The organism is Burkholderia sp. B21-005 (genome assembly GCF_020843965.1).
Taxonomy (GTDB): Bacteria; Pseudomonadota; Gammaproteobacteria; order Burkholderiales; family Burkholderiaceae; genus Burkholderia; species Burkholderia ambifaria.
Genome location: NZ_CP086302.1, coordinates 1,981,799 through 2,006,818, shown reverse-complemented (window position 1 = coordinate 2,006,818; position 25,020 = coordinate 1,981,799). Strand labels below are relative to the sequence as shown.

Here is a 25,020-nt window from a genome sequence, read left to right as displayed (position 1 = left end):
ACGCGTGTGAATTTTTCATAACGAATGGTGCGTAACATTTTCGTTGAATAAATCATTGCGTTATTCGGGTTGATAAAGTGGCGATTCAACCGTTATTCGGCGCGGGCTGGGCATCCAGATATCGGGTTCAGCCGGCAGACCGAGCGGCGCTATCGTGGTTTCAAGGCGGTTTTGTGGCGGATGTTACGGAACATTCAGGGTGTCGATGAATATCCGCTCATTCGATGTATTTCCTCAATCTATCCGAAAATGACGTAAATGAATGAGCGAAGCGTGCTTCATGTCATTAATGCGGATTGAGCCATCATCTCGACAAGGATGAAATCGTTCTTAAGATATAAAGAAGACGCCGCCCAGTAATAAACCCCGCCAAAAAGGTGGCCCAACATCCGTCACAAATTTGCGCCGGTTCGCTCCGTAGTCTTCCCCGGCGACTCTGTCCGGCATGCTGCGCGACGTCATGGAAAGCAGTCGCACCCGTGACAGGAGAACTCCGGCATGTCGGCATTCCGCTACGAAGCGATCGATCCCACCGGCCGCACGCTGAAGGGCGTGCTCGAAGCCGACAGCGCGCGCTCCGGTCGCAGCCAGTTACGTACGCAGGGCCTCACGCCGCTCGTCGTCGAGCTGGCCGCGCAACGCCTGCACGGCGAGCGCCACCAGCGGCTGTCGCTCGGCCGCAAGCTGTCGCAGCGCGAGCAGGCGATCATCACGCGCCAGCTCGCGAGCCTGCTGGTCGCCGGGCTGCCGCTCGACGAATCGCTGTCGGTGCTGAGCGAGCAGGCCGAGCGCGAATACGTGCGCGAACTGATGGCGTCGATCCGCGCGGAAATCGTCGGCGGCCATTCGTTCGCGAATGCGCTGGCAGCGCATCCGCGCGATTTTCCGGAGATCTATCGCGCGCTCGTCGCGGCGGGCGAGCACACGGGCAAGCTCGGCGTCGTGCTGTCGCGTCTTGCGGATTACATCGAACAGAGCAACGCGCTGAAGCAGAAGATCCTGCTCGCGTTCACGTACCCGGGCATCGTCACGCTGATCGCGTTCGGCATCGTCACGTTCCTGCTGAGCTACGTGGTGCCGCAGGTCGCGAACGTGTTCACCAGCACGAAGCAGCAATTGCCGACGCTCACGGTCGTGATGATGGCGCTGTCCGATTTCGTCCGTCACTGGTGGTGGGCGTCGCTGCTGGCGACGGTCGCGATCGTCTTCGCGATCCGCAAGGTGCTGTCGCAGGACGGGCCGCGGCTCAGGTTCGATCACTGGCTGCTGACCGCGCCGCTCGCGGGCAAGCTCGTGCGCGGCTACAACACGGTGCGGTTCGCAAGCACGCTCGGCATTCTCACGGCGGCCGGCGTGCCGATCCTGCGCGCATTGCAGGCGGCCGGCGAGACGCTGTCGAACCGTGCGATGCGCGCGAACGTCGACGATGCGATCGTCCGCGTGCGCGAAGGCTCCGCGCTGTCGCGCGCGCTGGCGCATACGAAGACGTTCCCGCCGGTGCTCGTGCACCTGATCCGCTCGGGCGAGGCGACCGGCGACGTGACGACGATGCTCGATCGCGCATCCGAAGGCGAGTCGCGCGAGCTGGAGCGCCGCACGATGTTTCTGACGAGCCTGCTGGAACCGCTGCTGATCCTCGCGATGGGCGGCGTGGTGCTCGTGATCGTGCTGGCCGTGATGATGCCGATCATCGAGCTGAACAACATGGTGCAGTGACGCGCGGCTCAGCGCACGAACGCGTTGGCTTTCTCGGTGGCGGGCAGCGCGATCTCGCGCTGCAGCCCGTTGCGGTCGACGACGACCGAGCGCGCGCGTACCTCGGCGAGTTTCGCGGCTTCGCCGATCGCGGCGCCGAGCGACACGACGCGCGATGCATCGCCACCGACGCTGACGATCGCGGCGGCACGGCGCGCGTCGAATGCGAGCACGCCGAGCAGCTGGATCGCGTCGCGCTCGTCGTCGGGTTTCGCGCCGAAGAGTCGTGCACCGGCCGTGACGTCGATCGGCGCGGGCGGCGCGGGCGCCGTCACCGGCGCATCGGCCGCGCTCAGCACGTGCACGGCCCAGAGCGACACGGCGACGAGCGCGGCCGCGGCGGCGAGCGTCGCGGCCAGCGGCGCGAGATCGAGGCGGGACGGAACGATGCGGAGCGGGGCGAGTGGTTTCATGACGATCGGTTCGAATAACGGATGATGGAAAACAGAACGGAAGACGCGTTCCATTCTTTGACGCAAGGGTGAATGCATGATGACGAGGCGCGACGAAGCGCACACCTCGCACGCGGGCCGACCGCACGCAAGCACGCATCGCCGCCTGCAGCGCGGCTTCACGCTGCTCGAGATGCTGGTCGTGCTCGTGATCGTCGGACTGCTGGTCGCGGTCGTCACGCTCGCGCCGTCGCGCAATCGCCGCACTGATCTCGCGGAGGAAGCGCAGCGGCTCGCGAACCTGCTCGAATCGGCCGGGGACGAGGCGCAGGTGCGCTCGATGCCGATCGCATGGCAGCCGGTCGGCGGCGGCTACCGGTTCGTGCAGCGCACCGAAAACGGCGCGTGGGCGCCGATGAACGACGACCTCTATCGCGCGCGCCGCTGGGGCACCGAGGTGACGGCCGTGTCGGTGCGCTACACCGGCGGCGGCGACGCACCGTCGCGCGTCGTGCTCGGCAGCGAAGGCATCGACGTGCCGGTGACGATCACGCTGTGGTCGGGCGACGTGCGGATGGCGGTTGTCGGTACGGGCATCGGCAACTTCGTCGTGCGTCGGCCGTGAGCGCGCGGCGCGCGAACGTGGCACGCCGCATTGATTCGATCCGCGGCACGCTTCACCTGACTGTCACAGTGCCCGCTCACAATCTGACGTTCGCTTGCGACGGAACCGCCCGCGGGGGGGCGCATTCCGGCCCGCGGCGTGCAACTCCACTTCCGACCAGGGATTCATGACTCGTTCACGGGCGCCGACCGGTGTCCTGGCGCTCGTCGCGTGGCTCGCGTTCGTCGTGCTGTGCATGCGCGGCGCGCACGCGCAGGAGACCGGTTCCACGGGCCGCCCGCCGGGCAGCGTCGCGCATTTCGAGCTGCCCGCGCAGCCGCTCGCGAAGGCCTTGCAGGACTTCGCGCGGCTCACCGAGCTGATCGTGCTGGCACCCGCGCCGTTGCTCGACGGGCGCACGAGCGCACCGGTGCAGGGCGACTACGTGCCGCGCGACGCGCTCGAGCGGTTGCTGGCCGGAACGGGGTTGCGTGCGGAATTCTCGCGTCCGGACGAAGCGATCATCGTCGCGCGGCCGGCCGCCGAGGCGGTGCCCGCCACGGTCGACGCGCCGGCGGACGCCGCGCTGCCGATCGACGGGATCGGTGATTCCAGCGAGCGGCGCGCGTTCGCGGGCACGCTGCAGTCGCATCTGATCGATGCGCTGTGCGCGCAGCCGGCGGCGGTGCCGGGCAGCTATCGACTCGTCGCGCAGGTGCGCATCGACAACAGGGGGGCGGTGGTGGCGGTCAACATGGTGGCATCGAGCGGTTCGGCCGCCCGCGACGCGGCGGTGATGCGCGCGCTGCGCGCGCTGAAGCTGGACGATGCGCCGCCGGCGGACCTGCCGCAGCCGGTCACGATCCTGTTGCGGCCGGCCGGCAACGGCGTGCACTTCCGCTGTCCGACGACAGCCGTCCGGAACTAGCACGCCATGTCCGATACCACTCGCACCGGGCTCAGGAAGCTGCTGGCGACGCGCTACGCGTACCTGGTCAGGCGTCTCGAACGCGTGACGGGCTCGAAGGACGGCGCGGCCGACGCGCTGCACGAGACCTGGCTGCGCCTCGAAAATGCGAACGTGTCCTCGCAGGTGACGAACGCGGACGCCTATATACTCGGGATGGCGAACAATGTCGCGATCGACCAGCATCGCCGCGAGCGCCGCCATCTGCACGACGACGATGTCGAGACGCTGCTCGAGACACCCGACGAACTGGCCGATCCCGAGCGTATCGTCGCGGCGCGCCGCAAGGTCGATACGCTGAAGGACGTGCTGCGCGGCCTGCCGCCGCGGCGCCGCGCGATCCTGCTGGCCGCTCGTGTCGACGGCCTGCTGAACCGCGAGATCGCCGAGCAGTTCGGCATTTCGCTGCGGCTCGTCGAAAGCGAGCTGAGCGCGGCGATGAAGTACTGCCTGCAGCGCATGCAGGAAGACGGCGATTCGTACACGGGCTCGCGAGGCGGGCCGCGTAAATTTTGAGTACCCGGACGATGACGAAAGCCCAGGCCGAACCCGCCCACGACGCACTCGACGAAGCGAGCGCGTGGCTGCTGCGTCTGCGCTCGGGCGACGCGAGCCAGGCCGAGGCCGACGCGTTCGAGCGCTGGTGCGCCGATCGTCCGCAGGCGGCCGCGCTGCTGCGCGACACCTGGGGCTCGCTGCGCACCGCGGCGGCCGAGCTCGCGGGTGAAGAGCGCACGGCCGCGGCCTGGGCAAACGTTGCCAAGCGCGAGCGCACGATGCGCACGGGCCGCCGCGCGTTCATCGGCTTCGCAGTGGCGGCCGGCGCGTCGTGGCTCGCGGTGCGGCCGCCGCTGCAGTTGTGGCCGTCGCTCGGCGACCTGGCCGCCGATTACCACACCGGCACCGGCGAGCAGCGCAGCGTCGCGCTGTCGTCGCGCGTGACGGTGGCGATGAACACGCAGACACGCGTCGACGTGCTGCCCGCGAGCGATGCCGCGCACGGTGTCGAAGTCGTCGCCGGCGAGGCGGAGATCGACGCGGCCACGCCGCCGGCCGGCCGCGCGACGCCGATCCAGCCCGTTACCGTGGTGGCGGGCGACGGCCGAATGCAGGCGACGGTCGCGCGCTTCAACGTGCGGCGTACGGGGTCGCAGGTGTGCGTGACCTGCCTGTCGGGCACGGTCGCGCTCGCGCATCCGCGCGGCGCCCGCACGCTGAAGGCCGACGATCAGGTCGTCTACGACGATCGCGACGTGCAGCCCGTGTCGCGGGCCGATCCGGGCGCGGTCAGCGCATGGCGGCGCGGGATGCTGGTGTTCAACGGCGTGACGCTGTCCGACGTCATCGACGAAATCAACCGCTATCGTCCGGGCTGGGTCGTCCTGCGGCGTGCCGCGCTCGGCGCGAACCGGATGCAGGCGCAGTTTCCGATCACGCGGCTCGACGACGTGATCGACATGGTCGGGCGCCTGTACGGCGCGCACATCACGCGCCTGCCCGGCAATATCGTGCTGCTGAGCTGACCGGCTCCCGCGAGCTTCCCCACCTTTCTTCCTCCCCCTGCAAGCGGCCCGTTCGTGCGGCCGCGGGCTGCCTGCGCGCTGCGGGTTACGGTCCGCCGATACGACCTGATCAATGAGGGCCGGCAAACGCCGGGCTGCCGTCCGCGGCGGCCCGGTGGAGCGTCGTCGGACCCGAGGCGTGGGTGGCAAGCGCCCCGGCCGCGCAGCGATGCGCGGTGCGGGGGATGGGTGTCGAGGGAGCTTCGGGCGGTGGCGTGATCATGAACGAATCGCAACGGGATGCGGATTCCGGCGACGCGAACACGCGCGCCGATGCGATCCGCGAAGGCGCGGTGCGCTGGCTGCTGTGGCTGCGCACCGGCGATACGACGGAATGCGAACTCGACGCGTTCCGGCGCTGGCGTGCGCAGAGCGACGAGCATGCGCGCACCGTGCGCGAACTGATCTGGATGTGGGCCGTGCTGGAGGCGGTCGGTCGCCAGGAGCCGGGCGGGCCGCCGCGCATGCATTGAGCGCGCCGAAGGCGTGGTCGTTCCGGTGTGCGGCGGAATCGTTTTCATCGGCACGCGTGCGGGTATCGCAAGAAATTCTGCGGGTTACGCGCACTTGCTTCGACCTTGTATACGAGAGAGCGAGGGGACCGTGTAGCGGAACCGGGGGCCGAAGCCGGCCTCCGGATTGCCGCCCGTGTGGGGCGGGGCGCGGTGTGCGGCGAGGGCCGGCGATCAGGACGTCGCGCCGCCGTCGATGCCGGCGCGCGCGCCGCGCCACGCGGCGTCGAGCGGGTCGTCGGCGTCGCGCAGCGGTTCACGCAGAAACGGAAAGCGTTCGAAGAACGGGGCGGATTCTTGCAGGGCCACGATATGGTCGACCATCCATTGCAGCAGTTCGCCGCCGTGCCGGACCTGATCCGGGCGCCAGTCCGGCATCGTCGCGAAGAGGGCCGAGAAGCCGCTCCAGCGCGACGGGCGATCGTTGTCGCCGGGCCGGAAATAGGTGTTCATCGCGACGTCGTTCGCGTCGGTGAGCGTGCCGACGAACAGCCCGTACGGCGTCGGCACGCCGACCTGCCGCCAGTGTTCCGCGATCGCGAGCGAGCGCATCACGCGTGCCGCGACGAACGCGATATTCGTCTCGTGCTCGATATCCGCGAGCGTCATCACGCCGTTGCGCTGCATGCAGCGCGCGACCGCGTGCGGCCGGATCGCATTCGACGCGAAGCTGCGCAGCACGAGGTCGGGCACCGTCAATTGCAGCTGGAATTCGCGCAGCCCGTGCTCGGCGCTCATCGTCGAGAAGTTGACGAACAGGCCTTCGATCCTGCCGAGCACGCCGACATACGGATCGAGGCCGAGGCGCGCGAGCTTCGGCGCGATCTGGCGGCCGAGCAGCCGCATCAGGTTGCGGCGGTTGCGCACGCCGCGGAAATCGTCGAGGCCGCGCGTGACGAGGTCGCTGATCTCCCAGCGGCGCTCGTCGGCGAGCAGGCGCGGGGAACGGCTCAGGTCGAACCGGGCGCGGCCGTGCGCCACGCGGGGATCTACGTACATGCCGGTGCCTCGTGCGTCGATGGCGGAGGGAGCATCGCGACGGCGTGCGGTCGTGCGCTTGCGGTTGTCCACGATGCTGCGGCGTCGACTGCGGCCCGTCAAGTGCGATCGTGCGGTGGCGACCGGTTGCATGTGCGGCATTGCGAACGGTACGGAGTGTCCCGATGATGCGCGCGGTGGTGGAACGTTTCGTCGAACAGAGTCCGATGGCGATCATGACGCGGCTCGTGCTGCAATGCGCGCTGCACGACGACTGGCTCGACGCGACCGCCGACACCGATGGCGAACCCGACGACGAGCCGATTCGCGAGGCGCTGTTCGCGCTCGCGGTCGATGCGATCGCGGCGATCGCCGCGCACATGCGCATGCCGTCGGATGCGGCCGGTGTCGCGCCGATCGGTGGCGGGGCCGCCGTCGCCGAGCTGCACGACGGGATGAGCCGCTTGCGCGCCGGTTGGGGGCGCGCGCTCGTGAAGGACAGCGCGGAACTGCTGCTGCCGATCGCGGCGGCGCGTGTGGACGAGAGCGGGCTCGGCGGGATGCGGCTGCGCGTGCTCGACGGGGCGGCCGACGCGTGTGCGCCCGGGCAGGCTGCCTGCGATTGCGGGCGGGCCTGCGACGATCCCGCGTACGACGCTGCCTTCGGTGCCGGCACACGCGTGCTGCCGGTCTACGATCCCGATCTCGGGTTGATCGTCGACCTGCTGCCGGTCGAGCGCGGCCGGCAGCCCGCACGCGCCTTCGTCGCCGCGCTGCTCGAAACGGTGCGGCCCGGCGAGCTGTGGATCGTCGACGGGCGCTTCGATACAGATGCGATTCTGTCGGGATGGCCGCGCCGCGGCGGTGCGTTGATCCTGCGCGAGTACGGTCCCGCGAGCACGGTCCGGCCGCTCGATGAATGGCATGACGCGGGGGTGTGCGACGACGGCATCGTGCGCGAACAGCCGGTAGGAATGACCGGCGACGGCGGCGCAACCGATACGTTGCGGCGGATCGAATGGCGCCGCGCGGCGGCGGGCGGCGAACCCGGAGAAGCGGTGGTGCTGCTGACGGATTTGCCGGCCGAGCGGTTCGACGCGGCACGGATCGTGCAGCTATCGCGCCGACGCTGGCGCGACGTGTTGCCGTTGCCGCTCGAACCGGTGCTGGCAGGCGCGCCGTTCGGCGACACGCCGGCGCGTGCGTCGCTGCTCGCCTGCGGGATCGCGGCGCTCGCGTATAACGCGTTCAGCGTGATGACGCAGGTGGTCGGTGCGGCGCTCGATCTCGACGCGCGCGACGCCGAGCGTCTTCCGTCGCATATCGCCGATGGCGTCGCGGCGATCTACGCCGGAATGATGATCGCGCTGCCGCCCGACTGGTGGCGCCGCTACGACCAGTTGCCCGCAACCACCCTCGGCCAGATCGTGCGGGTGCTGGCCGTGCACGTCGACCCGCGCAGCGCGCGTCGCAAGCGCCGCGACAACCGGCTGTCGGCGAAATCGCAGGCGCTGCTGCGTGCGGCGACGCTCGAGCGGCTGCTGCACGACGACGGCGACGATGCCGTCACGAACGTGTTCAGCCTGCGCACGATCGCGATGGCGACGCGCGACTTCAGCAGCAATCCGTCGAAGGCGCTGCGGCATGCGGGCGAGGCGTTGGTGATGGTCACGAAATACAACCGGCCGATCGCGCTGCTCGTGTCGATCGACGACTGGAACCGCCTGCTCGGCGAAGTCCGCGAGACGAGCCTCACGCGGCTGACGTTCGATTGCGCGGTGAAGCCGCAGGGCGCGCGTGGGCTCGGTTTGAGCGAGTCGTCGTTGATCTAGATCGGCGCTGCGGCTCACGCGCGATTCGATGGATCGCGCGTCGTCGATCCGCAAGCACGTGCGCAAATCGTGCGGTCGGCATTCAACTCGTGAGCCGCCGCACCCAGATCACCGACGTCCACGTGAAATTGCCGCTGCCGTAACGCGCGATCAGCGTTTCGATGCGGGCGTTGATCCGCGTCGAATGGACGCGGCAGTGCACGATGAAATAGCCGCTGCTGACGCCCACGGCCGAGCCGTCCGGCAGCGTCGGGCTGCCGCCCTGCGCGGGCAGCAGATACTCGGCGATATCGCCGGTGCTGACGAAATACGCGGTGCCGCGCCGCTCGACGAGCCGTTTCGCCTGGCTTTTTGACAGCGTCGGAATCGCGGCGACGAGCACGGGCTCGGCCGCCGTGTTCGCGTTCACGACGGTGAGGTCGGGCAGCACCGTCACGAACGGCGCGAGCGCGTCGATCACATGCGCGTCGTAGCCGGGAATTCGTGCGAGATCGTCGACCGACACGAGCTGCAGCGGCCAGCCGCCGGGGCCGTTCGTGTCGCGCAGCGAGCGCAGCATGTAGTCGGCCGTCGGTTGCGCGAGCGCGGGATCGAGCGCGAGTTCGCCGAGCAGCCGCCGATACGCGAGCACGCCTGCGGCATTCGCCTGCCACGGTTTGCCCGGCGCGATGCGCGACACGAGGTTCATCAGGTTGAAGCGGGCCTGCGCATCCTCGACGTTTCCGGAGATCGATGCGCGCGCAAGTTCCGCGTTGACCGAGACCGCATCCGGCGGCAGCAGGTCGGACAGCGGCACGTCGGAGAATGGGGCCGACCACGGCTGGCCGGCGAAGGTCACGTTCGACGTCGCGTTCTGCGCGCGCAGCGTCGCCCGCGCCCATTCGACCGCGGCGCGCTCGACCCACATCGTCTGCGTCGCGAGCCGCTGGTTCTCGACGTCGCGCGTCGCGACCTGCTGACGCCACAGCACGCTGGCCGCGAGCGTGGCCGCCAGCGCGACGACGAGCAGCACCGTCACGATCGCGATGCCGCGTGTGCGCGGCGCGCATGTCGCGCCGGATCTCCCGTATCGATGCATTCGCATGCCCCCGTTGGATGGGCGCAGCCGCATTCACGCCTCGAACGCGAGCCACGCATGCGCGATGCTCGCATGCGCGGATGACGTGACACCGAACATCGCGGCGAGCCCCGCGACCCAGAACGCGAGCATCGCGGGATGCGTGCCGTCGCCGTCGAGCGCGAGCGGGCCGACCAGCGCGGCGATCGAATGCGAGCGCCACAGCAGCAGCACGAACAGCGTGCAGCCGATGGCCATCGCAACGAAGAACGTGAACAGCGCGACCGTCGAGCGCCGCGTGAACGGCACGCGGTGATGGCGCTGGTTGGTCGCGACGATCGCGACGCCGTTCGCGACGGGCACGATCGCCATCGCGAGCGTCCAGAACAGCGGCTGGTCGCTCGACGCATTGATCAGCAGCAGCGTGCCTATCGTCCAGACCGGCGGAGCCAGCAGCGTCAGCACGCACCATGACAGCGACTGCCACGCGAGCCACGGCGTGCGCCAGCGTAACGGGCGGCGCAGCGCGGCACGACCGGCGGCGGCCGCGCGCAGCGGGTCAGGCGGCGCGGCCGCGCCGGACAGCCTCCCAGCGAGCCAGCGGACGAGCATCGTGGCGAATGACATGGATCGGACCCCGTCGTCGATGTGTTTTTCTCATTAGTTAGGACGGATCGGGCAGCGCGAAACCGCAGTTTTTTTCGTGACGTTCGGGCGTTTGCCGCGCTGCGATAGCGCCGGCCGGTCGCGCGTAAACGATATCGGGCGCCCCGTCGCACACGGTCTCGTGAATATCTTCAGCGCAATGTCACAAAAACTTCCCGATAGCACCCGACGATTGTCGGGCCGCACGCGGGTGCGACGCGTTTTCGCGATTTTCCCGTGTAGCGGCAACACGTTTGCCGGCGACTCGCGCACGCGCGACGCCGAAGATCCGACACGGGCCAGGCAGGCGACATGCACACCAAACGGGGGCCACGCATATTCCTGCACGGCGTTCCGCGCGTTTTCGCGCGCGGGTTGCGCCGTGCGCGCATTGCAGGCCGCACGCGGTCGGCGACGCCGTTGGATCGGCGCCGCCGACAGCGCGTACACGCGCACTCGGCGGCGCAGCGGCCGGTCCACGCAAAAAAGTTTGCGGCAATGCGCATTTCGTTCCGTCTAGGTAGGTGAGTGTCGCGACCCGGCACGCGCGATCCGGCTCGTGGCCGGCGCGCGCATGCCGTGCGTGCGGACGGGCGAGTGCGGACTTCACCTTTATTCATCACGCGGCGCGAAGCCGACAGGTGCATCACAGTGGAACAGTTCGAGGAAGGCCGGCAGGGCGGCGACCCGCTCGCCGCAGCGGAACGGGCAGCGGAAGCGATGTCGCCGGTGATCAACCTGCGCGACACGGGGCGCTTTCTGCAGGTGCTCGAGGCGCTCGGCTGTTCGCTGGCCGTCAGCCGCCGCCCGTCGGGCGTCGCGGTGATCGGCGTCGACGCGGGCGTGCCGACGCTGTCCGCGTGCCTGCTGCCGCGCTCGATGGGGATGGCCGTATCCGGCAACCGGCTCGCGGTCGCGACGATGCACGAACTGATGGTGTTCGCGAACGTGTCGACGCTCGCGCCGCTCTATCCCGGCCGCCCCGATCACTACGACGCGATGTTCGTGCCGCGCATGGCGTACTACACCGGAGACCTGGATCTGCACGACATGGCGTTCGACAAGCACGTCGTGCTCGCGGTCAACACGCGCTATTCGTGCATCAGCGTGATCGACGGCTACTTCAACTTCACGTCGATCTGGCAGCCGCCGTTCGTGACCGCGATGAAGCCCGACGACCGCTGCCACCTGAACGGGATGGCGTTCAGCGATGGCAAGGTGCGTTTCGCGACGGCGCTCGGGGTGACCGACGAGCCGTTCGGCTGGCGGCGCGGGATGGCCGACGGCGGCGTCGTGATGGAGGTGCCGTCGGGTCGCATCGTCGCGTCGGGCCTGTCGATGCCGCATTCGCCGCGCGTGATCGGCGGACGCCTGCACGTGCTCGAAGGCGGTCGCGGCCAGGTGCTGCAGATCGATCCGCAGTCGGGCGCGCGACGCGTGCTCGCGACACTGCCGGGTTTCACGCACGGTCTCGCGGAATACGGCGGCGTGCTGTTCGTCGGACTGTCGAAGCTGCGCGACAAGCGCGGGCCGCAGGGGCTGCCGATCGAAAGCGAGGCCGATGCGATCGTCGCGGGCGTCGCCGCGCTCGACGCGAACAGCGGCGCGGTGCTCGGCATCCTGCAGTTCTTCAACGGTGTCGACGAGATCTTCGACGTGCAGGTGCTGCCGAACGTGCGGCGCGCCGAGATCCTGAGCGCGCCTCAATGGGCGGAGACACCGTCGATCGTCACGATGCAGGGCGGATTCTGGGAAACGCGACCGCGCGAGGACGACGAGCCCGCGAACGTCGGCGGGCAAGCGCGATGAACATCGATCGTTGCGGGTTTTCCGCGGTCGTTTCGTCCTTATCGGTAGACGCGGCCAACGCGTCGCGCGGCGCGGCGCCGCAACTTGCGGGCGGCGTGCTGTGGCTGACGGGGCTGTCGGGCGCGGGCAAGACGACGCTGGCCGATGCGCTGGCGCAGCGCCTGCGCGAGCGGCGGACGCATGCGATGGTGCTCGACGGCGACCGGATGCGGGCCGGACTGAATCGGGACCTCGGCTTTACCGAGCAGGACCGTTTCGAGAACGTGAGGCGCATCGCCGAGGTTGCGGCGGTGGCGAGCGGATCTGGCGCTGTCGCGATCGTCGCGGTGATCTCGCCGCTCGCGGCGATGCGCGATGCGGCGAGGTCGATCGTCGGCGCGGCGTTTCGCGAGGTGTACGTGAGCACGTCGCTCGCCCGCTGCGAAGCGCGCGACCCGAAAGGGCTGTACGCGAAGGCGCGGCGTGGCCTGCTGCCGGGATTCACGGGCGTGTCGTCGCCGTACGAGCCGCCGGTCGATGCGGATCTCGTGCTCGACACCGACCGGGAATCGCTCGCGGTGTGCGTCGATACGCTGATGCGGTATGCGTGCGTGCAGTTCGGTTGTCCGGCTGGTGGAATGCCGGAGCAGGCGCGCCGCGACTGAAGCAGAAGCGGCAAGCAGCAGGAAGCATCGAGTACATCGTGATAAGGATGACGAACAAATCGTCATCGAAGTGAAACACGTATTTGATAGCGGTGCGGGCGGCTAGTGCAGCGAGCGCTCCGCGATCCGGAACAACAAAGGGGAAGGGCGCATGCCGCCGAGAGTAGACCGCAAGTCACGCGAACGATGGCGGCTGAAATGCCGATGCCTGGCCGGCGCCGTGCTGGCCGGAGGGCTGTGCGTCGCCTCGGGCGTGCGTGCGCAGGAAGCCGCCGCGGTACCGGCCGCGAACGCGGCAGCGTCGGGATCGCCGGCGCCGCAGACGTTCGACGTGAACGCGTTCGTCGTGCGCGGCAACACGACGCTGCCGACGCTCGAGATCGAGAGGGCCGTCTATCCGTTCGAAGGGCCGGGCCGCACGCTCGGCGACGTGAACGCGGCGCGCGATGCGCTGCAGAAGGTCTATCAGGAGCGTGGCTACCAGTCGGTGGTTGTCGAGCTGCCGCAGCAGCAGGTGAAGAACGGCGTGATCCTGCTGCAGGTGGTCGAGGCGAAGGTGGGCCGGCTGCGCGTCGACGGCGCGCAGTACAACTCGCCGCGCAACATCCGCGACGCGGTGCCCGCGCTCGCCGAAGGCAAGGTGCCCGACTTCAACCAGGCGCAGCAGCAGCTCACCGACCTGAACCGCTCGGCGGACCGGCAGGTGATTCCGGTGCTCAAGCCCGGCGCGATGCCGCAGACGGTCGACGTCGATCTCAAGGTGGACGATCACAGCCCGCTGCACGGCACACTGGAGCTGAACAACGACAACAGCCCCGGCACGTCGACGCTGCGCACCAGCGCGAGCCTCAGCTATTCGAACCTGTGGCAGCTCGGCCACGTGATTTCCGGCACCTACGTGATCGCGCCGCAGCATCCGAACGATGCGCGCGTCTATGCGTTCTCGTATCTCGCGCCGATCAAGGATACGCGCTGGAGCTTCCTCGCCACCGTCGTGCACTCGGACAGCAACGTCGCGTCGGTCGGCGGCACCAACGTGCTCGGCAAGGGCACGACCTACGGCTTCACCGCGATCTACGCGCTGCCCGCGTCGGAAACCTACGCGCACTCGGTCAGCATCGAGATCGACCGCAAGCATTACGACGAGAACGTGAGCCTGGTGGGCCAGACATCCACCGCGCCGCTGACCTACGTGCCGGTGACGTTCTCGTACAACGGCCAGCTGAGCCTGAAGAACTCGCAGACGTCGTTCTCCGCGTCGCTCACCACCAACATCCGAGGCCTCGGCAGCGACTGGGGCGCGTGGGACAACAAGCGCTACAAGGCAACGCCCGACTTCGTGTACGGCAAGTTCGACGTCAATCACACACAGCGCTTCGCCAACGACATACAGGCCAACGGCCACGTGAGCGCGCAGATCTCGAACTCGCCGCTCGTATCGAGCGAGCAGTTCGCCGCCGGCGGGATGAACAGCGTGCGCGGCTACATGCAGGCGGAAGACACGGCCGACAGCGGCGTGATCGCGTCGCTCGAACTGCGCAGCCCGTCGCTGTCGAAGTGGCTCGGTGGCGCGGTCGGCAGCCGCGTGAACGAGTGGCGCTTCCATGCGTTCTTCGATGCGGCGCACCTGTGGCTGCTGAGCCCGCTGCCGGAGCAGACGTCGCGCTTCAACCTGATGAGCGTCGGCGTCGGCACGCGATTGCAGATCATGAAGTACGCCAGCGCGGATTTCGAGGCCGGCTGGCCGCTGAAGGCGGGCGTCTATACGCGGCAGTACAGCCCGCGTTTCGATTTCTACGTGCGGCTGGGGTTCTGACGGATTTTTTTTGACCGTGCCGGGGCGACGCGACGAGCGAAGCGCCCGCACATTCGGGGAGTGGATCGTGAAGCGAGTCTTGTTTTTCCTGTTGGCGGTGATGCTCGGCGTGCTGCCCGGCATCGCGAACGCATGGTGGCAGAACGACTGGTCGTACCGGAAGGCGATCACGATCGACGCGAGCCCGAAGGGCGCGAACCTCGCGGATTCGGCGGGCCGCGTGCCGCTGCTGATGCGCCTGCATTCGGGCAACTTCCAGTTCGACGGGCTGGCCGACAACGGCGCGGATATCCGCTTCGTCGCGTCCGACGACAAGACGCCGCTGAACTACCACGTCGAACAATACGACCCGGTGCTCGGCGTCGCGCTGATCTGGGTCGACGTGCCGAAGATGCCGGCGGGCGCCGCGGAATCGATCTGGATGTACTACGGCAACAAGAAGGCGCCGGACGGCGGCAAGCCGGCCGAGACGTTCGATCCCGACTACACGCTCGTGTACCACTTCAACGGCGCGTCGGGCACGCCGCCGAAGGACGCGACGGCGTATGCGAGCAACGCGCAGAACGCGACGTTCCGCGCGGTTGAAGACGGCATCGTCGGCAAGGGCGCGCGCTTCGACGGCAATGCGTCGCTGACGCTGCCCGCGAGCCCGGCGCTGAACGTGCCGGCCGGCGGCAGCTTCACGTTCAGCGCGTGGGTCAAGCCCGCGGCGCTCGCGCCGAACACGCTCGTCTACAGCCGCCGCGACGGCGCGAACGCGCTGCTGATCGGCCTCGACAACGGCGTGCCGTTCGCGGAAGTCGACGGCGCGGCCGGCAGCGCGGCCCCGGTGCGCACGCCGGCCGCGGCGCCGGTGGCCGCGAACCAGTGGACCTATCTCGCGGTGACGGCAGACGGCAAGAACCTGACCGTCTACGTCAACGGCAAGCAGGCCGCGCAGGTCGCGGCGGCGTTGCCCGCGCTGAACGGCGTCGCGACGGTCGGCGCGGATGCGGCCGGCGCACCGGCGGGCTTCGCCGCCTACACGGGCGCGCTCGACGAACTGCGGCTGTCGAAGATCGCGCGTTCGCCGGCGGCGATCGCGGTCGACGCGCTGGCCCAGGGCTCGGAATCGAAGCTGGTCGCGTACGGCGCGGACGAGAAGCAGTCGGGCTTCGGCTTCGGCTACTTCGGCGTGATCGTGCAGTCGGTGACCGTCGACGCGTGGGTCGTGATCACGATCCTGCTGGGCATGGCGTTCGTGTCGTGGATCGTGATGTGGACCAAGGCGCGCTACGTCGGCACCGTCGACAAGGCGAACCAGTACTTCGTGCAGCGCTTTCGCGAAGTGGCCGGACGTCACCTGGTGGGCCTCGCGCACGTCGACGAAGGCAGCGCGGAAGGGCGACGCCTCTACCAGTCGTCGCTGTACCGGCTCTACAAGTCCGGCGTGCATGAAATCCACAGCCGGATGGACGACAACGGCCGCACGGTGATCACGAGCGAGTCGATCGAGGCGATTCGCGCATCGATGGACGCGACGCTCGTGCGGGAAAACCAGCGGCTGTCGAAATCGATGGTGCTGCTGACGATCGCGATCTCGGGCGGCCCGTTCCTCGGCCTGCTCGGCACGGTGGTCGGCGTGATGATCACGTTCGCGGCGATCGCCGCGGCCGGCGACGTGAACGTGAACGCGATCGCGCCGGGTATCGCGGCCGCGCTGCTCGCGACCGTCACGGGCCTGTTCGTCGCGATCCCGGCGCTGTTCGGCTACAACTATCTGCTGATCCGCAACAAGAACGTGACCGCGAACATGCAGGTGTTCGTCGACGAATTCGTCACGCGCCTCGCCGAAGCGCACCGCACGCCGGATCACGCGGTGCTGGCCGACTGAACGCACGCAGGAGACCACCATGCAGGTTCAGGACGACGACAAGCCGTACGACGACATCAACATCACGCCGATGCTCGACCTCGCGTACGTGCTGCTGATCATCTTCATCATCATGACGACAGCGTCGGTGCAGGGCATCAAGGTCGATCTGCCGAAGGCGAGCTCGTCCGCGAGCCTCGCGAAGCCGAAGACGAAGGCGATCACGGTGGCCGATTCGGGGCAGGTGTTCCTCGATGCGTACCCGGTGACGATGGACGAGCTCGAAAGCCGGCTGCGCACCGAGAAGGCGACCAATCCGGAATTCCCGATCGTGTTGAAGGGCGACGCGGGCGTGCAGTACCAGAAGGTGATGGACGTGCTCGACCTGCTGCGCCGCCTCGACCTGTCGCAGGTCGGCCTGGTGACCGGCAAGGCGAAGCAGGGCGGCTGACGCGATGGAAATGACCTACAACGGCGGCCCGCCGGACAAGGGCCCTGGCCGCTACGTGAAGCCGGTCGCGATCGCGCTGGTGCTCGCGGCGTTCGCCGCGCTGATCTGGCATTTCGCGGGCGACACGGCCGGCGTGAAGCGCGCCAGCGCGCCGCAGGTGACGACGGTGATTCCGCTGCCGCCGCCCCCACCGCCGCCGAAGCAGAAACCGCCGCCCGAGAAGGTGAAGGAAGAGGTGAAGACGCCGGTCGAGCGGCCGACGATCGCGCCGAAGCCGTCCGAGGCGCCGAAGCCGTCGGACAACCAGCCGAAGCAGATGACGATGAACGCGCCTGCGCAGGCCGGCACCGACAGCTTCAACATCGGCGCGGGCGACGGCTCGGGCATGGTCGGCAGCGGCGGGGGCGGCAAGTTCGGCAACGCGAGCTACGCGCAATACATGGTGTACGTGCTGCAGCGCGCGATCGAGCAGGACAAGGGCGTGCAGGAGGCCGGCGGCGCGCGCTTCACGGGCAGCCTGAACCTGTGGATGGACGCGTCCGGGCACATCACGAAGGTGACGGTCGCACAGTCGACCGGCGACACGAAGCTCGACGCGGCGGTCGTCACGGCGGTGGAATCGCTCGGCCGGGTCGACGAGGCGCCGCCGCCCGCGACCGCGTATCCGGTGCTCGTCAGGTTGCAGGGGCGCAAGCCGGCATGACGGGCGGGCGTGCAGGGCGAATCAATCATGGGGCGGCATCCGTTGCACGGATGTTGCCGGAAAAGAAACGGAAATTGTTCGGAGTGCCTAGATGATTCACAAGATGAACGAATTGGGTGCGGCGCCCCGCGGCGGCGCGCTGCCCGCGCGCCGGTCGCGCGTCGGCGCGGCGGTGCTGACGCTGGGGCTGACGTGCGCGTCGGCTGCTCACGGGCAATCGCTCGAGGCGCAGGCAGCGACGGGCAAGGCCGCGCCGACGGAAAGCGTGGTGATCAACTTGATCAACCTGCTGGTGAAGCGCGGCGTGCTCACGCAGCAGAACGCGAACGAACTGATCAGCGAGGCGCGCACCGAGGCCACGCAGGCCCGCACTGCACGCGCATCGGGCGCACCGGTCGTGGCGGGCGGCATGGTCAATCCGCCGACGCAGCCGGGCGACGTCGCGGTGCCGTACGTGCCGCAACTGGTGCGCGACCAGATCCGCGACCAGGTCAAGCAGGAGGTGATCGCGCAGGCGAAGGCGGAGAACTGGGCGCAGCCGAACACGTTCCCCGATTGGGTGTCGCGCATCAAGATCGACGGCGACATGCGCGTGCGTGACGAATATCACTTCTACGGCAGCGGCAACACCAACGGCGTGACGAACTTCGCGGCGATCAACCAGGGCGGCGGGTTCGACGTCAACCCGAACACCAACAACACGCAGATCCCCACGCAGAACACCACGCAGAACCGCAACAACCTGCTGCGCTATCGCGCGCGGCTCGGCGTGACGGCGACGCTGTCCGACGAGATGATCGCCGGCCTCCAGCTCGCGAGCGGCAACGACAACGGCCCGGTTTCCACCACGGGGACGGCCGGCGGCGGCTGGGGCAAGAAGAACATCTGGCTGAACAAGGCGTTCTTCGCCTACCGGCCGACGTCGTGGCTGAACCTGACGGCCGGCCGCTTCGACAACCCGTTCTTCAAGTCGGACCTGGTGTTCGCCGACGACCTGATGATGGACGGCCTCGCGGCGAACCTGCGCCATGCGCTGCCGTGGAATCCGGACGTCACGCTGTTCGGTACGCTCGGCGTGTTCCCGATCCAGTACACGAGCGAGAACTTCCCGTCCAACAGCACCGACAAGGCCGGCAGCGACACGAAGTGGATGTTCGGCGCGCAGTTCGGCGCGGACTGGAAGATCGACGCGAAGAACCGGCTGCGCGGCGCGGTTGCGTACTACGACTTCCAGAACATGCGCGGCTCGCTGTCGTCGCCGTGCGCGCTGTATGCCGGCGCGACGAGCTGCAACACCGACAACGAGGCGCCGGCGTTCATGCAGGGCGGCAACTCGCTGATCGCGCTGCGCAACATCGTGCAGAACCCGAACCTCGCGCCGGGCATGACGCCGCAGCCGCAGCTGTTCGGGCTCGCCTACAACTACCGGCTGCTCGACCTGAAGGCGCAGTGGGACACGGTCGTCGCCGACCGCTTCAAGGTGCGCCTGGACGGCGAATTCGTGCGCAACCTCGCGTACAACGACAACAAGGCGTTCGCTGCGGCATCGCTGCCGGTCAACAACTACGAATCGACGTCGGTGAACGCGACGCGCGCCGACTACCGCAGCGGCCCGAACGGCTTCCTCGCGAAGGCGACGATCGGCGAGCCGGAGCCGCGCGAGAAGGGGCAGTGGAACTTCTCGGTCGCGTACAAGTACCTGCAGCCGGACGCCGTGCTCGACGCGTTCAACGACCCGGACTTCCATGTCGGCGGCACCAACGCACGCGGCTACGTGATCGGCGCCGCGTATGCGGTCGCGCGCGACACGTGGGTGTCGGCCCGCTACCTGAGCTCGAAGGAAGTGTACGGGCCGCCGGTATCGATCGACGTGCTGCAGCTCGAGCTCAATGCTCGCTTCTGACCGGAGCCGCGGATGAACACGACCTATCGCACGATGCTCGCGGGCGTGCTGCTGCTGGCGGCCGGCGGCGCGCACGCGCAGAGCATCGAGGACAAGCTGCGCACCCAGTTGCGCTCGACCGTGCAGGAGCTGGGTCAGCTGCAGGACAACCAGGCGCAGTTGCAGGCCGACAAGGCCGCTGCGGAGAAGCAGCGCGATGACGCTCTGGCGCAACTGAAGACGGCGCAAGCGCAACTCGCGTCGGCGCGCGGCGACTCGGGTGCCGAAGCGGCCGCGAAGCGCGCGCTCGCGGCGGAGCGGGCGGGGCGCGAGCAGGATGCGCGGTCGCTCGCGAAGTACAAGGCGTCCTACGAGGATCTGCTCGCGGTGTCGCGCGCCCGCGATGCGCAACATGCGCAGGCGCAGAAGGACGTCGCTGCGCGTGACACGCAACTGAAAACCTGCCAGGCACACAATGCGGAGCTGTATCGCGTGGGCCACGAGATCCTCGACGCGTACGAGCATGTCGGGATCGGCACGTTTTTCGCGTCACGGCAGCCGTTCGCGCAGTCGGCGCGCGTGCAGTACGACGATCTCGCGCAACGCTACGGCGATGCGCTGTATGCGGGCAAGTACGACCCGGCCGCACGCGTGCCGGCCGCGACGCCGGCATCCGCGTCCGCTGCATCGGCCGCATCCGCGGGCGCGCAATGACCTGGGGCCGCAGCCGGCCTTGAACCGATCGATTCATTGAACACCGGGAATACCGACATGCAAGACAAGCAACCGAACAGCGCCGACGAACGCGCGGCGCACGACGCACCGATCGAAGCCATCAGCGCGGAACGCCTCGCCGACATCCTGCGCCGCGCGGGCTACCGCGTGACGATCGCCGAACAGAACGGCGTGATGCAACTGATGAGCGCGAGCCAGGGCGTCGGCTTCGCGGTGCGCTTCGGCAATCCGGCCGCCGGGCTCGTGCCGCAAGGCGTGGATGCCGCGGCGATCCCGTACATCGACTACACGCTGTCGTGCGTGCTGCAGGTGCAGGGCGACCTGCCGGCCGAGCTCGTCGCGAACTGGAACCGCACCAAGCGCTTCGCGCGTCTCGCGAGCCACGGCGCGTTTCTCGCGCTGGAGATGGACGTGGTGGTCGCGGGCGGCGTGTCGGAGCGCCACCTGCGCTCGACGGTCGAGCTGTGGGATCGGCTGATCCAGGAATTCCTGCTGCATCTGCGCAACCGTCCGGCGATGGCCGAGCAGGAAGCGGCGGCCGGCGGCGACACGGGCGCACCGGCTGCCGTCGTGGCTTCGTCCGAGGCCGCGGCCCAGTCATGATCGCCGCGAGCCGGCGTGCCGGCCGCCGGATCGGCGCCGCGCTGCGCGCGCTGCTGCCGTCGCGAGCGCGGCCCGCCGCACGCGCGCTGGCCGCCGACGAGGCGCCCGCCGCCTGGCTCGCGTATGCGGACGGCGTCGCGCGGCGGCTGCAGGCGGCGATCGACGGCGACGACGCGGCCGCGTGCCGGCTGCGCGCGGACGTCGGGCGCTGGGCCGACCGGCTGGCGGACACCGGCGACGATCGGCTGATGCTGCCGGTGCGCGCATGGCTCGACCGGCGTGGGCACGTGACGCGCGTGGACAGCGCGCCGGCCAGCGATCCGGCGGTCGATGCCGCGCTGCGCGATGCGCTAGTCGGTCGCGCGGTCGGCGCCGCACCGCCACACGGGATGACCCAGCCGATCGTGCTGCGCATGACGCTGTCGGGCCTGCGCTAAGCGCGATGCGGCGACGAACGTGACGACGCACAGGCCGCGCGAGCGGCGGCGTGCGCGATTCAACAGCAATCGAGAGGGCAGTCGAACCATGATGAGAAAGATGAAGACCCTGGCCATGATGGCCACCGGCCTGATGCTGGCCGCGCCGCTCGTCGCGCACGCGCAGGACGACGTGATCGCGAACGCCGCGCAGGCGTCGGTCACGCAGGCCGATATCGCGAGCCTGCTGAAGGCGGTGAGCCCCGAAGGGCGCGAGCGGCTCGCGGCCGATCCGGCGGTGCTGGACCAGGTCGTGCGCTCGACGCTCGCGCAGAAGGCGGTGCTCGCCGAGGCGAAATCGAAGGGCTGGGACCAGGAGCCGCAGGTGCAGACGGCGATCGAGCAGGCGCGGCGCGAGATCGTCGTGCGCAGCTATCTCGCGTCGGTGAGTGCGCCGCCGGCCGACTATCCGTCGGACGCCGAGATCCAGTCTGCCTACGAGCGCAATCGTGCGGCATTCACCGTGCCGCGCGCGCTGCACGTCGCGCAGATCTACATCGCGGTACCGCCGAATGCGGACACGGCGACGCTCGACGCCGCGCGCAAGCAGGCGGCCGATCTTGCGAACCGCGCGCGCAGCGGCGATTTCGCGGCGCTCGCGAAGGCGAATTCGCAGGACAAGGCGAGCGCGGCAAACGGCGGCGATCTCGGCTTCGTGCCGGATTCGTTGATGCTGCCGGCCGTGCGGCAGGCCGCCGATGCGCTGAAGCCGGGCCAGGTGTCCGGGCCGGTCCGCACGCCGTCGGGTTTCCATGTCGTGAAGCTGCTCGAGGTGCGCGCGGCCGCACCGCGCCCGCTTGCCGACGTGAAGGAGCAGGTGCGCACGATGCTGCGCACGCAGCGTACGCAGCAGAACGCGCAAGCGTATCTCGCGAAGCTGGCCGCGAACGCGCCGATCAACGAAGACGCGCTGAAGAAAGCGCTCGCGGCTGCGCGGTAGGCGCTCATGGCACCTGTCCGTTCGACGCCGCGTGTCGTGGCACCCGATGCGCGCCTGCCGGGGCGGCGGCGCGCGGCCGCCGCGCCCGATCGTCCGCGCCTGCCGAAGGCGAATCCGTGGCCGGGGCCGCCCGGCGCATGGCCGTCCCATTGCCCGCTCTGTTTCGGCGCGCTCGAGCCGCTGCCCGGCGCGGGCGGCCATGCGCGACACCGCAGCGCGCGCTGCTCCGCGCAGTGCGTGCTGACGACGCGGCAGTACCAGCCGGACGAGCTCACGATCCGCGGCTCGCACGACGTGCAGGTCGCGGCGCGCCATCGCGAGCGGTTCGTGGCGCACTGGGCGCGTCACTACGCGTCGATGCGGCGCGCGTGGCCCGCGCTGACGATCGAGCGCTTCATCGCGGTGATCGCATGCCTGGACGTCGCGGATCTCTGGTCGTACCGGACGCTGCGCGACGACGATCTGGCGGCCGTCCTGCTCGTGCTGGCCGGTTTCCTGCGCGTGCCGGATGCACCGGCCGCCGATGGGCCGGTCGCCACGTTCACCGGGGTTGCCGCGCTCGCGCCGACGGTGCGCTGGGTGCGGTTCTGGTTCGATGCGAGCGTGCGCGACGTCGGCGACCTGTGGACGGCCGGCAGCGTCGCGCCGCGGCTCTTTCGCGTCGACTATCGGGAGCCGGTCGTCACGCCGTATCCGACCGGCGCGCACGTGCATGCGTGGCAGCCGGTCGAAGGGATGCGCGATGCATGGGCGCAGGGCGCCGACACGCGCGACCCCGCCGTCGAAGCGGCCGAACGCACCGCGTTCGAGCGTTTTCTGGCGCGGCCGCGGGCGCACGGCGCGGGTGCATGAGCGAACGCGTGCACGAAGGACAGTTGGCCATGATCGAACGGAGGCCGGATGAAGAGGCGACTTGAGGTTGCGGTGACGATCGCCTGCGTGCTGCAGGTGGCCGGCGCGCATGCACAGGGCGGTCGCGCGGCCACGGCCGAGCCCGGTTCGGCCGCGAAGCCGGTATGCGTCGACGCGGAAGTCGACGGCAAGCGCGCGCTGTCGTATGACTGCTTGAGCCAGCAACTGAAGCCGACGGCCGAAGCGCAACCCGGCGGCGCATCGCAGACGGATTCGGAGCGGCTGTCGAAGCAGCCGTCGAACCGCCTCGGCACGTTCAACCTGTCGACCGAGCAGAACCGTTTCGGCGCGAACTGGGGCCGCTCGGTGACGCCGCAGCGGCCGAATGCGCCGGTCGCGGTGCCGCCGAAGCCATGATGGCGCGCGGCATCGGAACCCGACGGGGAGCGGCGACATGAGCGCGCGCATCAACATGGGCCTGGCAGGGTTGCGGCGAATCATGTTCGGCAGGCTCGCCTTCGCATGCATCTGCATGGCGATGACGGCGACGGCGGCAACGGCGACAGCGGTCGCCGAGCGCGCCGCACCGGCCGCGGACCGTCCCGCCTCCGCCACCGTCGCACTACCGAATTTCGCGGCGCTCGTGCGGCGCGTGGGCCCGGCCGTCGTCAACATCAGCGTCACGCGCGAAGTCACGCAAATGGGCATCCAGCTGCCGCCCGGCATTGCGCCCGATCATCCGCTCGCGCCGTTTCTCGCGCGGCGCGTGATCGGCAACCGCGAGGAGGTGAGCCTCGGCTCGGGCTTCATCGTCAGCGCGGACGGCGTGATCCTGACGAACCGGCACGTGGTCGGCGACGCGGCCGCCGTCGACGTGAAGCTGACCGACAAGCGCCAGTTCAAGGGCCGCGTGATCGGCAGCGATCCGGTGTCCGACGTCGCGGTGATCCGCATCGAGGCGCGCAACCTGCCGGTCGTCGCGACAGGCGACCCCGCACGCGCCGAGGTTGGCGACTGGGTGATGGCGATCGGTTCGCCGTACGGGTTCGCGAACACGGTCACGCAAGGCATCGTCAGCGCGAAGTCGCGCTCGTTGCCCGGCGAGCGCGCGATCCCGTTCATCCAGACCGACGTGCCGATCAATCCCGGTAATTCGGGTGGCCCGCTGTTCGATCTCGACGGCCGCGTGATCGCCATCAACTCGATGATCTTCTCGAAGACGGGCGGTTATCAGGGGCTCGCGTTCGCGATTCCGATCGACATCGCGCTCGACGTGAAGGACCAGTTGCTGCGCACCGGCAAGGTCACGCGCGGCCGGCTCGGCGTGGCCGTGCAGGAGGTGAGCCAGGCGCTCGCGCGCTCGTTCGGCCTCGCGAATCCCGACGGCGCGCTGATCACGATGGTCGAGCCCGATGGTCCGGCCGCGCACGCGGGGCTGCAGGCGGGCGACGTCGTGCTCGCGGTAGACGGCAAGCCGGTCGCTGAATCGGTGGACCTGCTCGGCACGATCGCGGGCATGCGCGCGGGGCGGCAGGTTGACCTGCTGGTGTGGCGCGCGGGGCGGGCGATGCATGTCGGCGCGACGGTCGGCGCATTCGACAGCGGTTCGGCCGCGACCGGCGGCGTGGCGGGGCCTGCGCGGTTCGGGCTCGCGCTGCGCGCGGCGAACGAGCAGGAACGGCAGCGGCTGGGCGTGAACCAGGCGCTCGTCGTCGAACAGGCGAGCGGCCAGGCGGCGCGCGCGGGACTGCAGCCCGGCGACATCGTGCTGTCGGTCAACGGCACGCCGGTCGCGAACCTCGGCGCGCTGATGGCCGAGATCGACGCCGCGCACGGCAACGTCGCGCTGCTCGTGCAACGCGGCGGCACGCGGCTGTATGTGCCGATCGAGATCGGATGAGCGGGCCGGGGCGAAGCAAAGCGATACGGCAGGAGCGTGCCGTTCTGGCACGC

Annotated in this window: 25 protein-coding genes; 21 read left to right on the top strand and 4 right to left on the bottom strand. The window is 69.2% G+C overall.

Features of this window, described 5'->3' with window-relative positions; all coding sequences use genetic code 11:
- The first annotated feature begins 498 nt into the window (after positions 1–498).
- On the top strand, positions 499–1,716 hold the full coding sequence (gspF, locus tag LMA02_RS25455; RefSeq protein ID WP_228908001.1) for a type II secretion system inner membrane protein GspF: 1,218 nt from the start codon (positions 499–501) through the stop codon (positions 1,714–1,716).
- An 8-nt stretch (positions 1,717–1,724) separates the two neighbouring features.
- Here gspF and LMA02_RS25450 read toward each other — a convergent pair whose 3' ends face one another.
- Positions 1,725–2,168: a general secretion pathway protein GspC gene (locus LMA02_RS25450; protein WP_228908000.1), complete on the bottom strand. Its 444-nt coding sequence runs from the start codon at positions 2,166–2,168 to the stop codon at positions 1,725–1,727.
- 76 nt (positions 2,169–2,244) lie between these two features.
- Here LMA02_RS25450 and gspH point away from each other — a divergent pair, with 76 nt between their 5' ends.
- From gspH to LMA02_RS25425, 5 genes are all read left to right on the top strand, one after another.
- Positions 2,245–2,772: a type II secretion system minor pseudopilin GspH gene (gspH, locus tag LMA02_RS25445; RefSeq protein WP_416378679.1), complete on the top strand. Its 528-nt coding sequence runs from the start codon at positions 2,245–2,247 to the stop codon at positions 2,770–2,772.
- Between the two features lie 166 nt (positions 2,773–2,938).
- Positions 2,939–3,679 (top strand): secretin and TonB N-terminal domain-containing protein, encoded by a 741-nt coding sequence (locus tag LMA02_RS25440; protein WP_228907999.1) that lies wholly within the window; start codon positions 2,939–2,941, stop codon positions 3,677–3,679.
- Positions 3,680–3,685: 6 nt separating this feature from the next.
- The gene (locus LMA02_RS25435) at positions 3,686–4,234 is read left to right on the top strand and encodes an RNA polymerase sigma factor (protein WP_228907998.1); all 549 of its coding nucleotides are present in this window, start codon (positions 3,686–3,688) and stop codon (positions 4,232–4,234) included.
- An 11-nt stretch (positions 4,235–4,245) separates the two neighbouring features.
- Positions 4,246–5,241, top strand: a complete 996-nt coding sequence (locus LMA02_RS25430; RefSeq protein ID WP_228907997.1) for a FecR family protein — start codon at positions 4,246–4,248, stop codon at positions 5,239–5,241.
- 260 nt (positions 5,242–5,501) lie between these two features.
- On the top strand, positions 5,502–5,753 hold the full coding sequence (locus tag LMA02_RS25425; protein WP_228907996.1) for a FecR/PupR family sigma factor regulator: 252 nt from the start codon (positions 5,502–5,504) through the stop codon (positions 5,751–5,753).
- A 213-nt stretch (positions 5,754–5,966) separates the two neighbouring features.
- Here LMA02_RS25425 and LMA02_RS25420 read toward each other — a convergent pair whose 3' ends face one another.
- Positions 5,967–6,791: a hypothetical protein gene (locus LMA02_RS25420; protein WP_228907995.1), complete on the bottom strand. Its 825-nt coding sequence runs from the start codon at positions 6,789–6,791 to the stop codon at positions 5,967–5,969.
- Between the two features lie 164 nt (positions 6,792–6,955).
- Here LMA02_RS25420 and LMA02_RS25415 point away from each other — a divergent pair, with 164 nt between their 5' ends.
- Complete coding sequence (locus LMA02_RS25415) at positions 6,956–8,602, top strand: type II toxin-antitoxin system Phd/YefM family antitoxin (protein ID WP_228907994.1); 1,647 nt, start codon at positions 6,956–6,958, stop codon at positions 8,600–8,602.
- An 82-nt stretch (positions 8,603–8,684) separates the two neighbouring features.
- Here LMA02_RS25415 and gspK read toward each other — a convergent pair whose 3' ends face one another.
- Together gspK and LMA02_RS25405 are read right to left on the bottom strand one after the other, a co-directional pair.
- The gene (gspK, locus tag LMA02_RS25410) at positions 8,685–9,680 is read right to left on the bottom strand and encodes a type II secretion system minor pseudopilin GspK (protein ID WP_228910007.1); all 996 of its coding nucleotides are present in this window, start codon (positions 9,678–9,680) and stop codon (positions 8,685–8,687) included.
- 33 nt (positions 9,681–9,713) lie between these two features.
- Entirely contained in the window at positions 9,714–10,286 is a 573-nt protein-coding gene (locus LMA02_RS25405) for a hypothetical protein (protein WP_228907993.1), read from the bottom strand.
- A gap of 669 nt (positions 10,287–10,955) precedes the next feature.
- On the opposite strand from LMA02_RS25405, the gene LMA02_RS25400 reads away from it, so the two are divergent.
- The 14 genes from LMA02_RS25400 (at position 10,956) to LMA02_RS25335 (ending at position 24,967) form a co-directional block, all read left to right on the top strand.
- Positions 10,956–12,113, top strand: a complete 1,158-nt coding sequence (locus tag LMA02_RS25400; protein ID WP_228907992.1) for a TIGR03032 family protein — start codon at positions 10,956–10,958, stop codon at positions 12,111–12,113.
- Positions 12,110–12,757 (top strand): adenylyl-sulfate kinase, encoded by a 648-nt coding sequence (gene cysC, locus LMA02_RS25395; RefSeq protein WP_228907991.1) that lies wholly within the window; start codon positions 12,110–12,112, stop codon positions 12,755–12,757. Before LMA02_RS25400 ends, cysC begins: the two co-directional genes overlap by 4 nt.
- A 151-nt stretch (positions 12,758–12,908) precedes the next feature.
- The gene (locus LMA02_RS25390; protein ID WP_228907990.1) at positions 12,909–14,573 is read left to right on the top strand and encodes a ShlB/FhaC/HecB family hemolysin secretion/activation protein; all 1,665 of its coding nucleotides are present in this window, start codon (positions 12,909–12,911) and stop codon (positions 14,571–14,573) included.
- Positions 14,574–14,640: 67 nt separating this feature from the next.
- Positions 14,641–16,446 carry a DUF2341 domain-containing protein gene (locus tag LMA02_RS25385; protein WP_228907989.1) on the top strand — a complete coding sequence of 602 codons (1,806 nt, stop codon included), beginning with the start codon at positions 14,641–14,643 and terminating at the stop codon, positions 16,444–16,446.
- Positions 16,447–16,465: 19 nt separating this feature from the next.
- Complete coding sequence (locus LMA02_RS25380) at positions 16,466–16,876, top strand: ExbD/TolR family protein (RefSeq protein ID WP_043177386.1); 411 nt, start codon at positions 16,466–16,468, stop codon at positions 16,874–16,876.
- A gap of 4 nt (positions 16,877–16,880) precedes the next feature.
- Positions 16,881–17,579, top strand: coding sequence for an energy transducer TonB (locus LMA02_RS25375; protein ID WP_324251301.1), 699 nt, complete (start codon positions 16,881–16,883; stop codon positions 17,577–17,579).
- Positions 17,580–17,670: 91 nt separating this feature from the next.
- The gene (locus tag LMA02_RS25370) at positions 17,671–19,482 is read left to right on the top strand and encodes a putative porin (protein WP_228907987.1); all 1,812 of its coding nucleotides are present in this window, start codon (positions 17,671–17,673) and stop codon (positions 19,480–19,482) included.
- Positions 19,483–19,494: 12 nt separating this feature from the next.
- On the top strand, positions 19,495–20,175 hold the full coding sequence (locus tag LMA02_RS25365; protein WP_228907986.1) for a hypothetical protein: 681 nt from the start codon (positions 19,495–19,497) through the stop codon (positions 20,173–20,175).
- A 57-nt stretch (positions 20,176–20,232) separates the two neighbouring features.
- Positions 20,233–20,799 carry a YbjN domain-containing protein gene (locus tag LMA02_RS25360; protein ID WP_228907985.1) on the top strand — a complete coding sequence of 189 codons (567 nt, stop codon included), beginning with the start codon at positions 20,233–20,235 and terminating at the stop codon, positions 20,797–20,799.
- Entirely contained in the window at positions 20,796–21,236 is a 441-nt protein-coding gene (locus LMA02_RS25355; protein ID WP_228907984.1) for a hypothetical protein, read from the top strand. Before LMA02_RS25360 ends, LMA02_RS25355 begins: the two co-directional genes overlap by 4 nt.
- An 88-nt stretch (positions 21,237–21,324) precedes the next feature.
- The gene (locus LMA02_RS25350) at positions 21,325–22,215 is read left to right on the top strand and encodes a peptidylprolyl isomerase (RefSeq protein ID WP_228907983.1); all 891 of its coding nucleotides are present in this window, start codon (positions 21,325–21,327) and stop codon (positions 22,213–22,215) included.
- A 6-nt stretch (positions 22,216–22,221) separates the two neighbouring features.
- Positions 22,222–23,067: a hypothetical protein gene (locus LMA02_RS25345; protein WP_228907982.1), complete on the top strand. Its 846-nt coding sequence runs from the start codon at positions 22,222–22,224 to the stop codon at positions 23,065–23,067.
- Between the two features lie 48 nt (positions 23,068–23,115).
- Positions 23,116–23,484: a hypothetical protein gene (locus tag LMA02_RS25340; protein WP_228907981.1), complete on the top strand. Its 369-nt coding sequence runs from the start codon at positions 23,116–23,118 to the stop codon at positions 23,482–23,484.
- A gap of 37 nt (positions 23,485–23,521) precedes the next feature.
- Complete coding sequence (locus LMA02_RS25335) at positions 23,522–24,967, top strand: Do family serine endopeptidase (protein ID WP_416378680.1); 1,446 nt, start codon at positions 23,522–23,524, stop codon at positions 24,965–24,967.
- The last annotated feature ends 53 nt before the right edge of the window (positions 24,968–25,020 follow it).

Bases quoted from the DNA above. Each gene is read 5' to 3' on its own strand.
- gspH (WP_416378679.1), top strand. From the start codon at position 2,245: ATGATGACGAGGCGCGACGAAGCGCACACCTCGCACGCGGGCCGACCG.
- LMA02_RS25355 (WP_228907984.1), top strand. From the start codon at position 20,796: ATGATCGCCGCGAGCCGGCGTGCCGGCCGCCGGATCGGCGCCGCGCTG.
- LMA02_RS25435 (WP_228907998.1), top strand. From the start codon at position 3,686: ATGTCCGATACCACTCGCACCGGGCTCAGGAAGCTGCTGGCGACGCGC.
- LMA02_RS25375 (WP_324251301.1), top strand. From the start codon at position 16,881: ATGGAAATGACCTACAACGGCGGCCCGCCGGACAAGGGCCCTGGCCGC.
- cysC (WP_228907991.1), top strand. From the start codon at position 12,110: ATGAACATCGATCGTTGCGGGTTTTCCGCGGTCGTTTCGTCCTTATCG.
- LMA02_RS25430 (WP_228907997.1), top strand. From the start codon at position 4,246: ATGACGAAAGCCCAGGCCGAACCCGCCCACGACGCACTCGACGAAGCG.
- LMA02_RS25425 (WP_228907996.1), top strand. From the start codon at position 5,502: ATGAACGAATCGCAACGGGATGCGGATTCCGGCGACGCGAACACGCGC.
- LMA02_RS25370 (WP_228907987.1), top strand. From the start codon at position 17,671: ATGATTCACAAGATGAACGAATTGGGTGCGGCGCCCCGCGGCGGCGCG.
- gspK (WP_228910007.1), bottom strand. From the start codon at position 9,680: ATGCATCGATACGGGAGATCCGGCGCGACATGCGCGCCGCGCACACGC.
- gspF (WP_228908001.1), top strand. From the start codon at position 499: ATGTCGGCATTCCGCTACGAAGCGATCGATCCCACCGGCCGCACGCTG.
- LMA02_RS25450 (WP_228908000.1), bottom strand. From the start codon at position 2,168: ATGAAACCACTCGCCCCGCTCCGCATCGTTCCGTCCCGCCTCGATCTC.
- LMA02_RS25380 (WP_043177386.1), top strand. From the start codon at position 16,466: ATGCAGGTTCAGGACGACGACAAGCCGTACGACGACATCAACATCACG.
- LMA02_RS25390 (WP_228907990.1), top strand. From the start codon at position 12,909: ATGCCGCCGAGAGTAGACCGCAAGTCACGCGAACGATGGCGGCTGAAA.
- LMA02_RS25365 (WP_228907986.1), top strand. From the start codon at position 19,495: ATGAACACGACCTATCGCACGATGCTCGCGGGCGTGCTGCTGCTGGCG.
- LMA02_RS25345 (WP_228907982.1), top strand. From the start codon at position 22,222: ATGGCACCTGTCCGTTCGACGCCGCGTGTCGTGGCACCCGATGCGCGC.
- LMA02_RS25340 (WP_228907981.1), top strand. From the start codon at position 23,116: ATGAAGAGGCGACTTGAGGTTGCGGTGACGATCGCCTGCGTGCTGCAG.
- LMA02_RS25415 (WP_228907994.1), top strand. From the start codon at position 6,956: ATGATGCGCGCGGTGGTGGAACGTTTCGTCGAACAGAGTCCGATGGCG.
- LMA02_RS25420 (WP_228907995.1), bottom strand. From the start codon at position 6,791: ATGTACGTAGATCCCCGCGTGGCGCACGGCCGCGCCCGGTTCGACCTG.
- LMA02_RS25405 (WP_228907993.1), bottom strand. From the start codon at position 10,286: ATGTCATTCGCCACGATGCTCGTCCGCTGGCTCGCTGGGAGGCTGTCC.
- LMA02_RS25350 (WP_228907983.1), top strand. From the start codon at position 21,325: ATGATGAGAAAGATGAAGACCCTGGCCATGATGGCCACCGGCCTGATG.
- LMA02_RS25360 (WP_228907985.1), top strand. From the start codon at position 20,233: ATGCAAGACAAGCAACCGAACAGCGCCGACGAACGCGCGGCGCACGAC.
- LMA02_RS25440 (WP_228907999.1), top strand. From the start codon at position 2,939: ATGACTCGTTCACGGGCGCCGACCGGTGTCCTGGCGCTCGTCGCGTGG.
- LMA02_RS25335 (WP_416378680.1), top strand. From the start codon at position 23,522: ATGAGCGCGCGCATCAACATGGGCCTGGCAGGGTTGCGGCGAATCATG.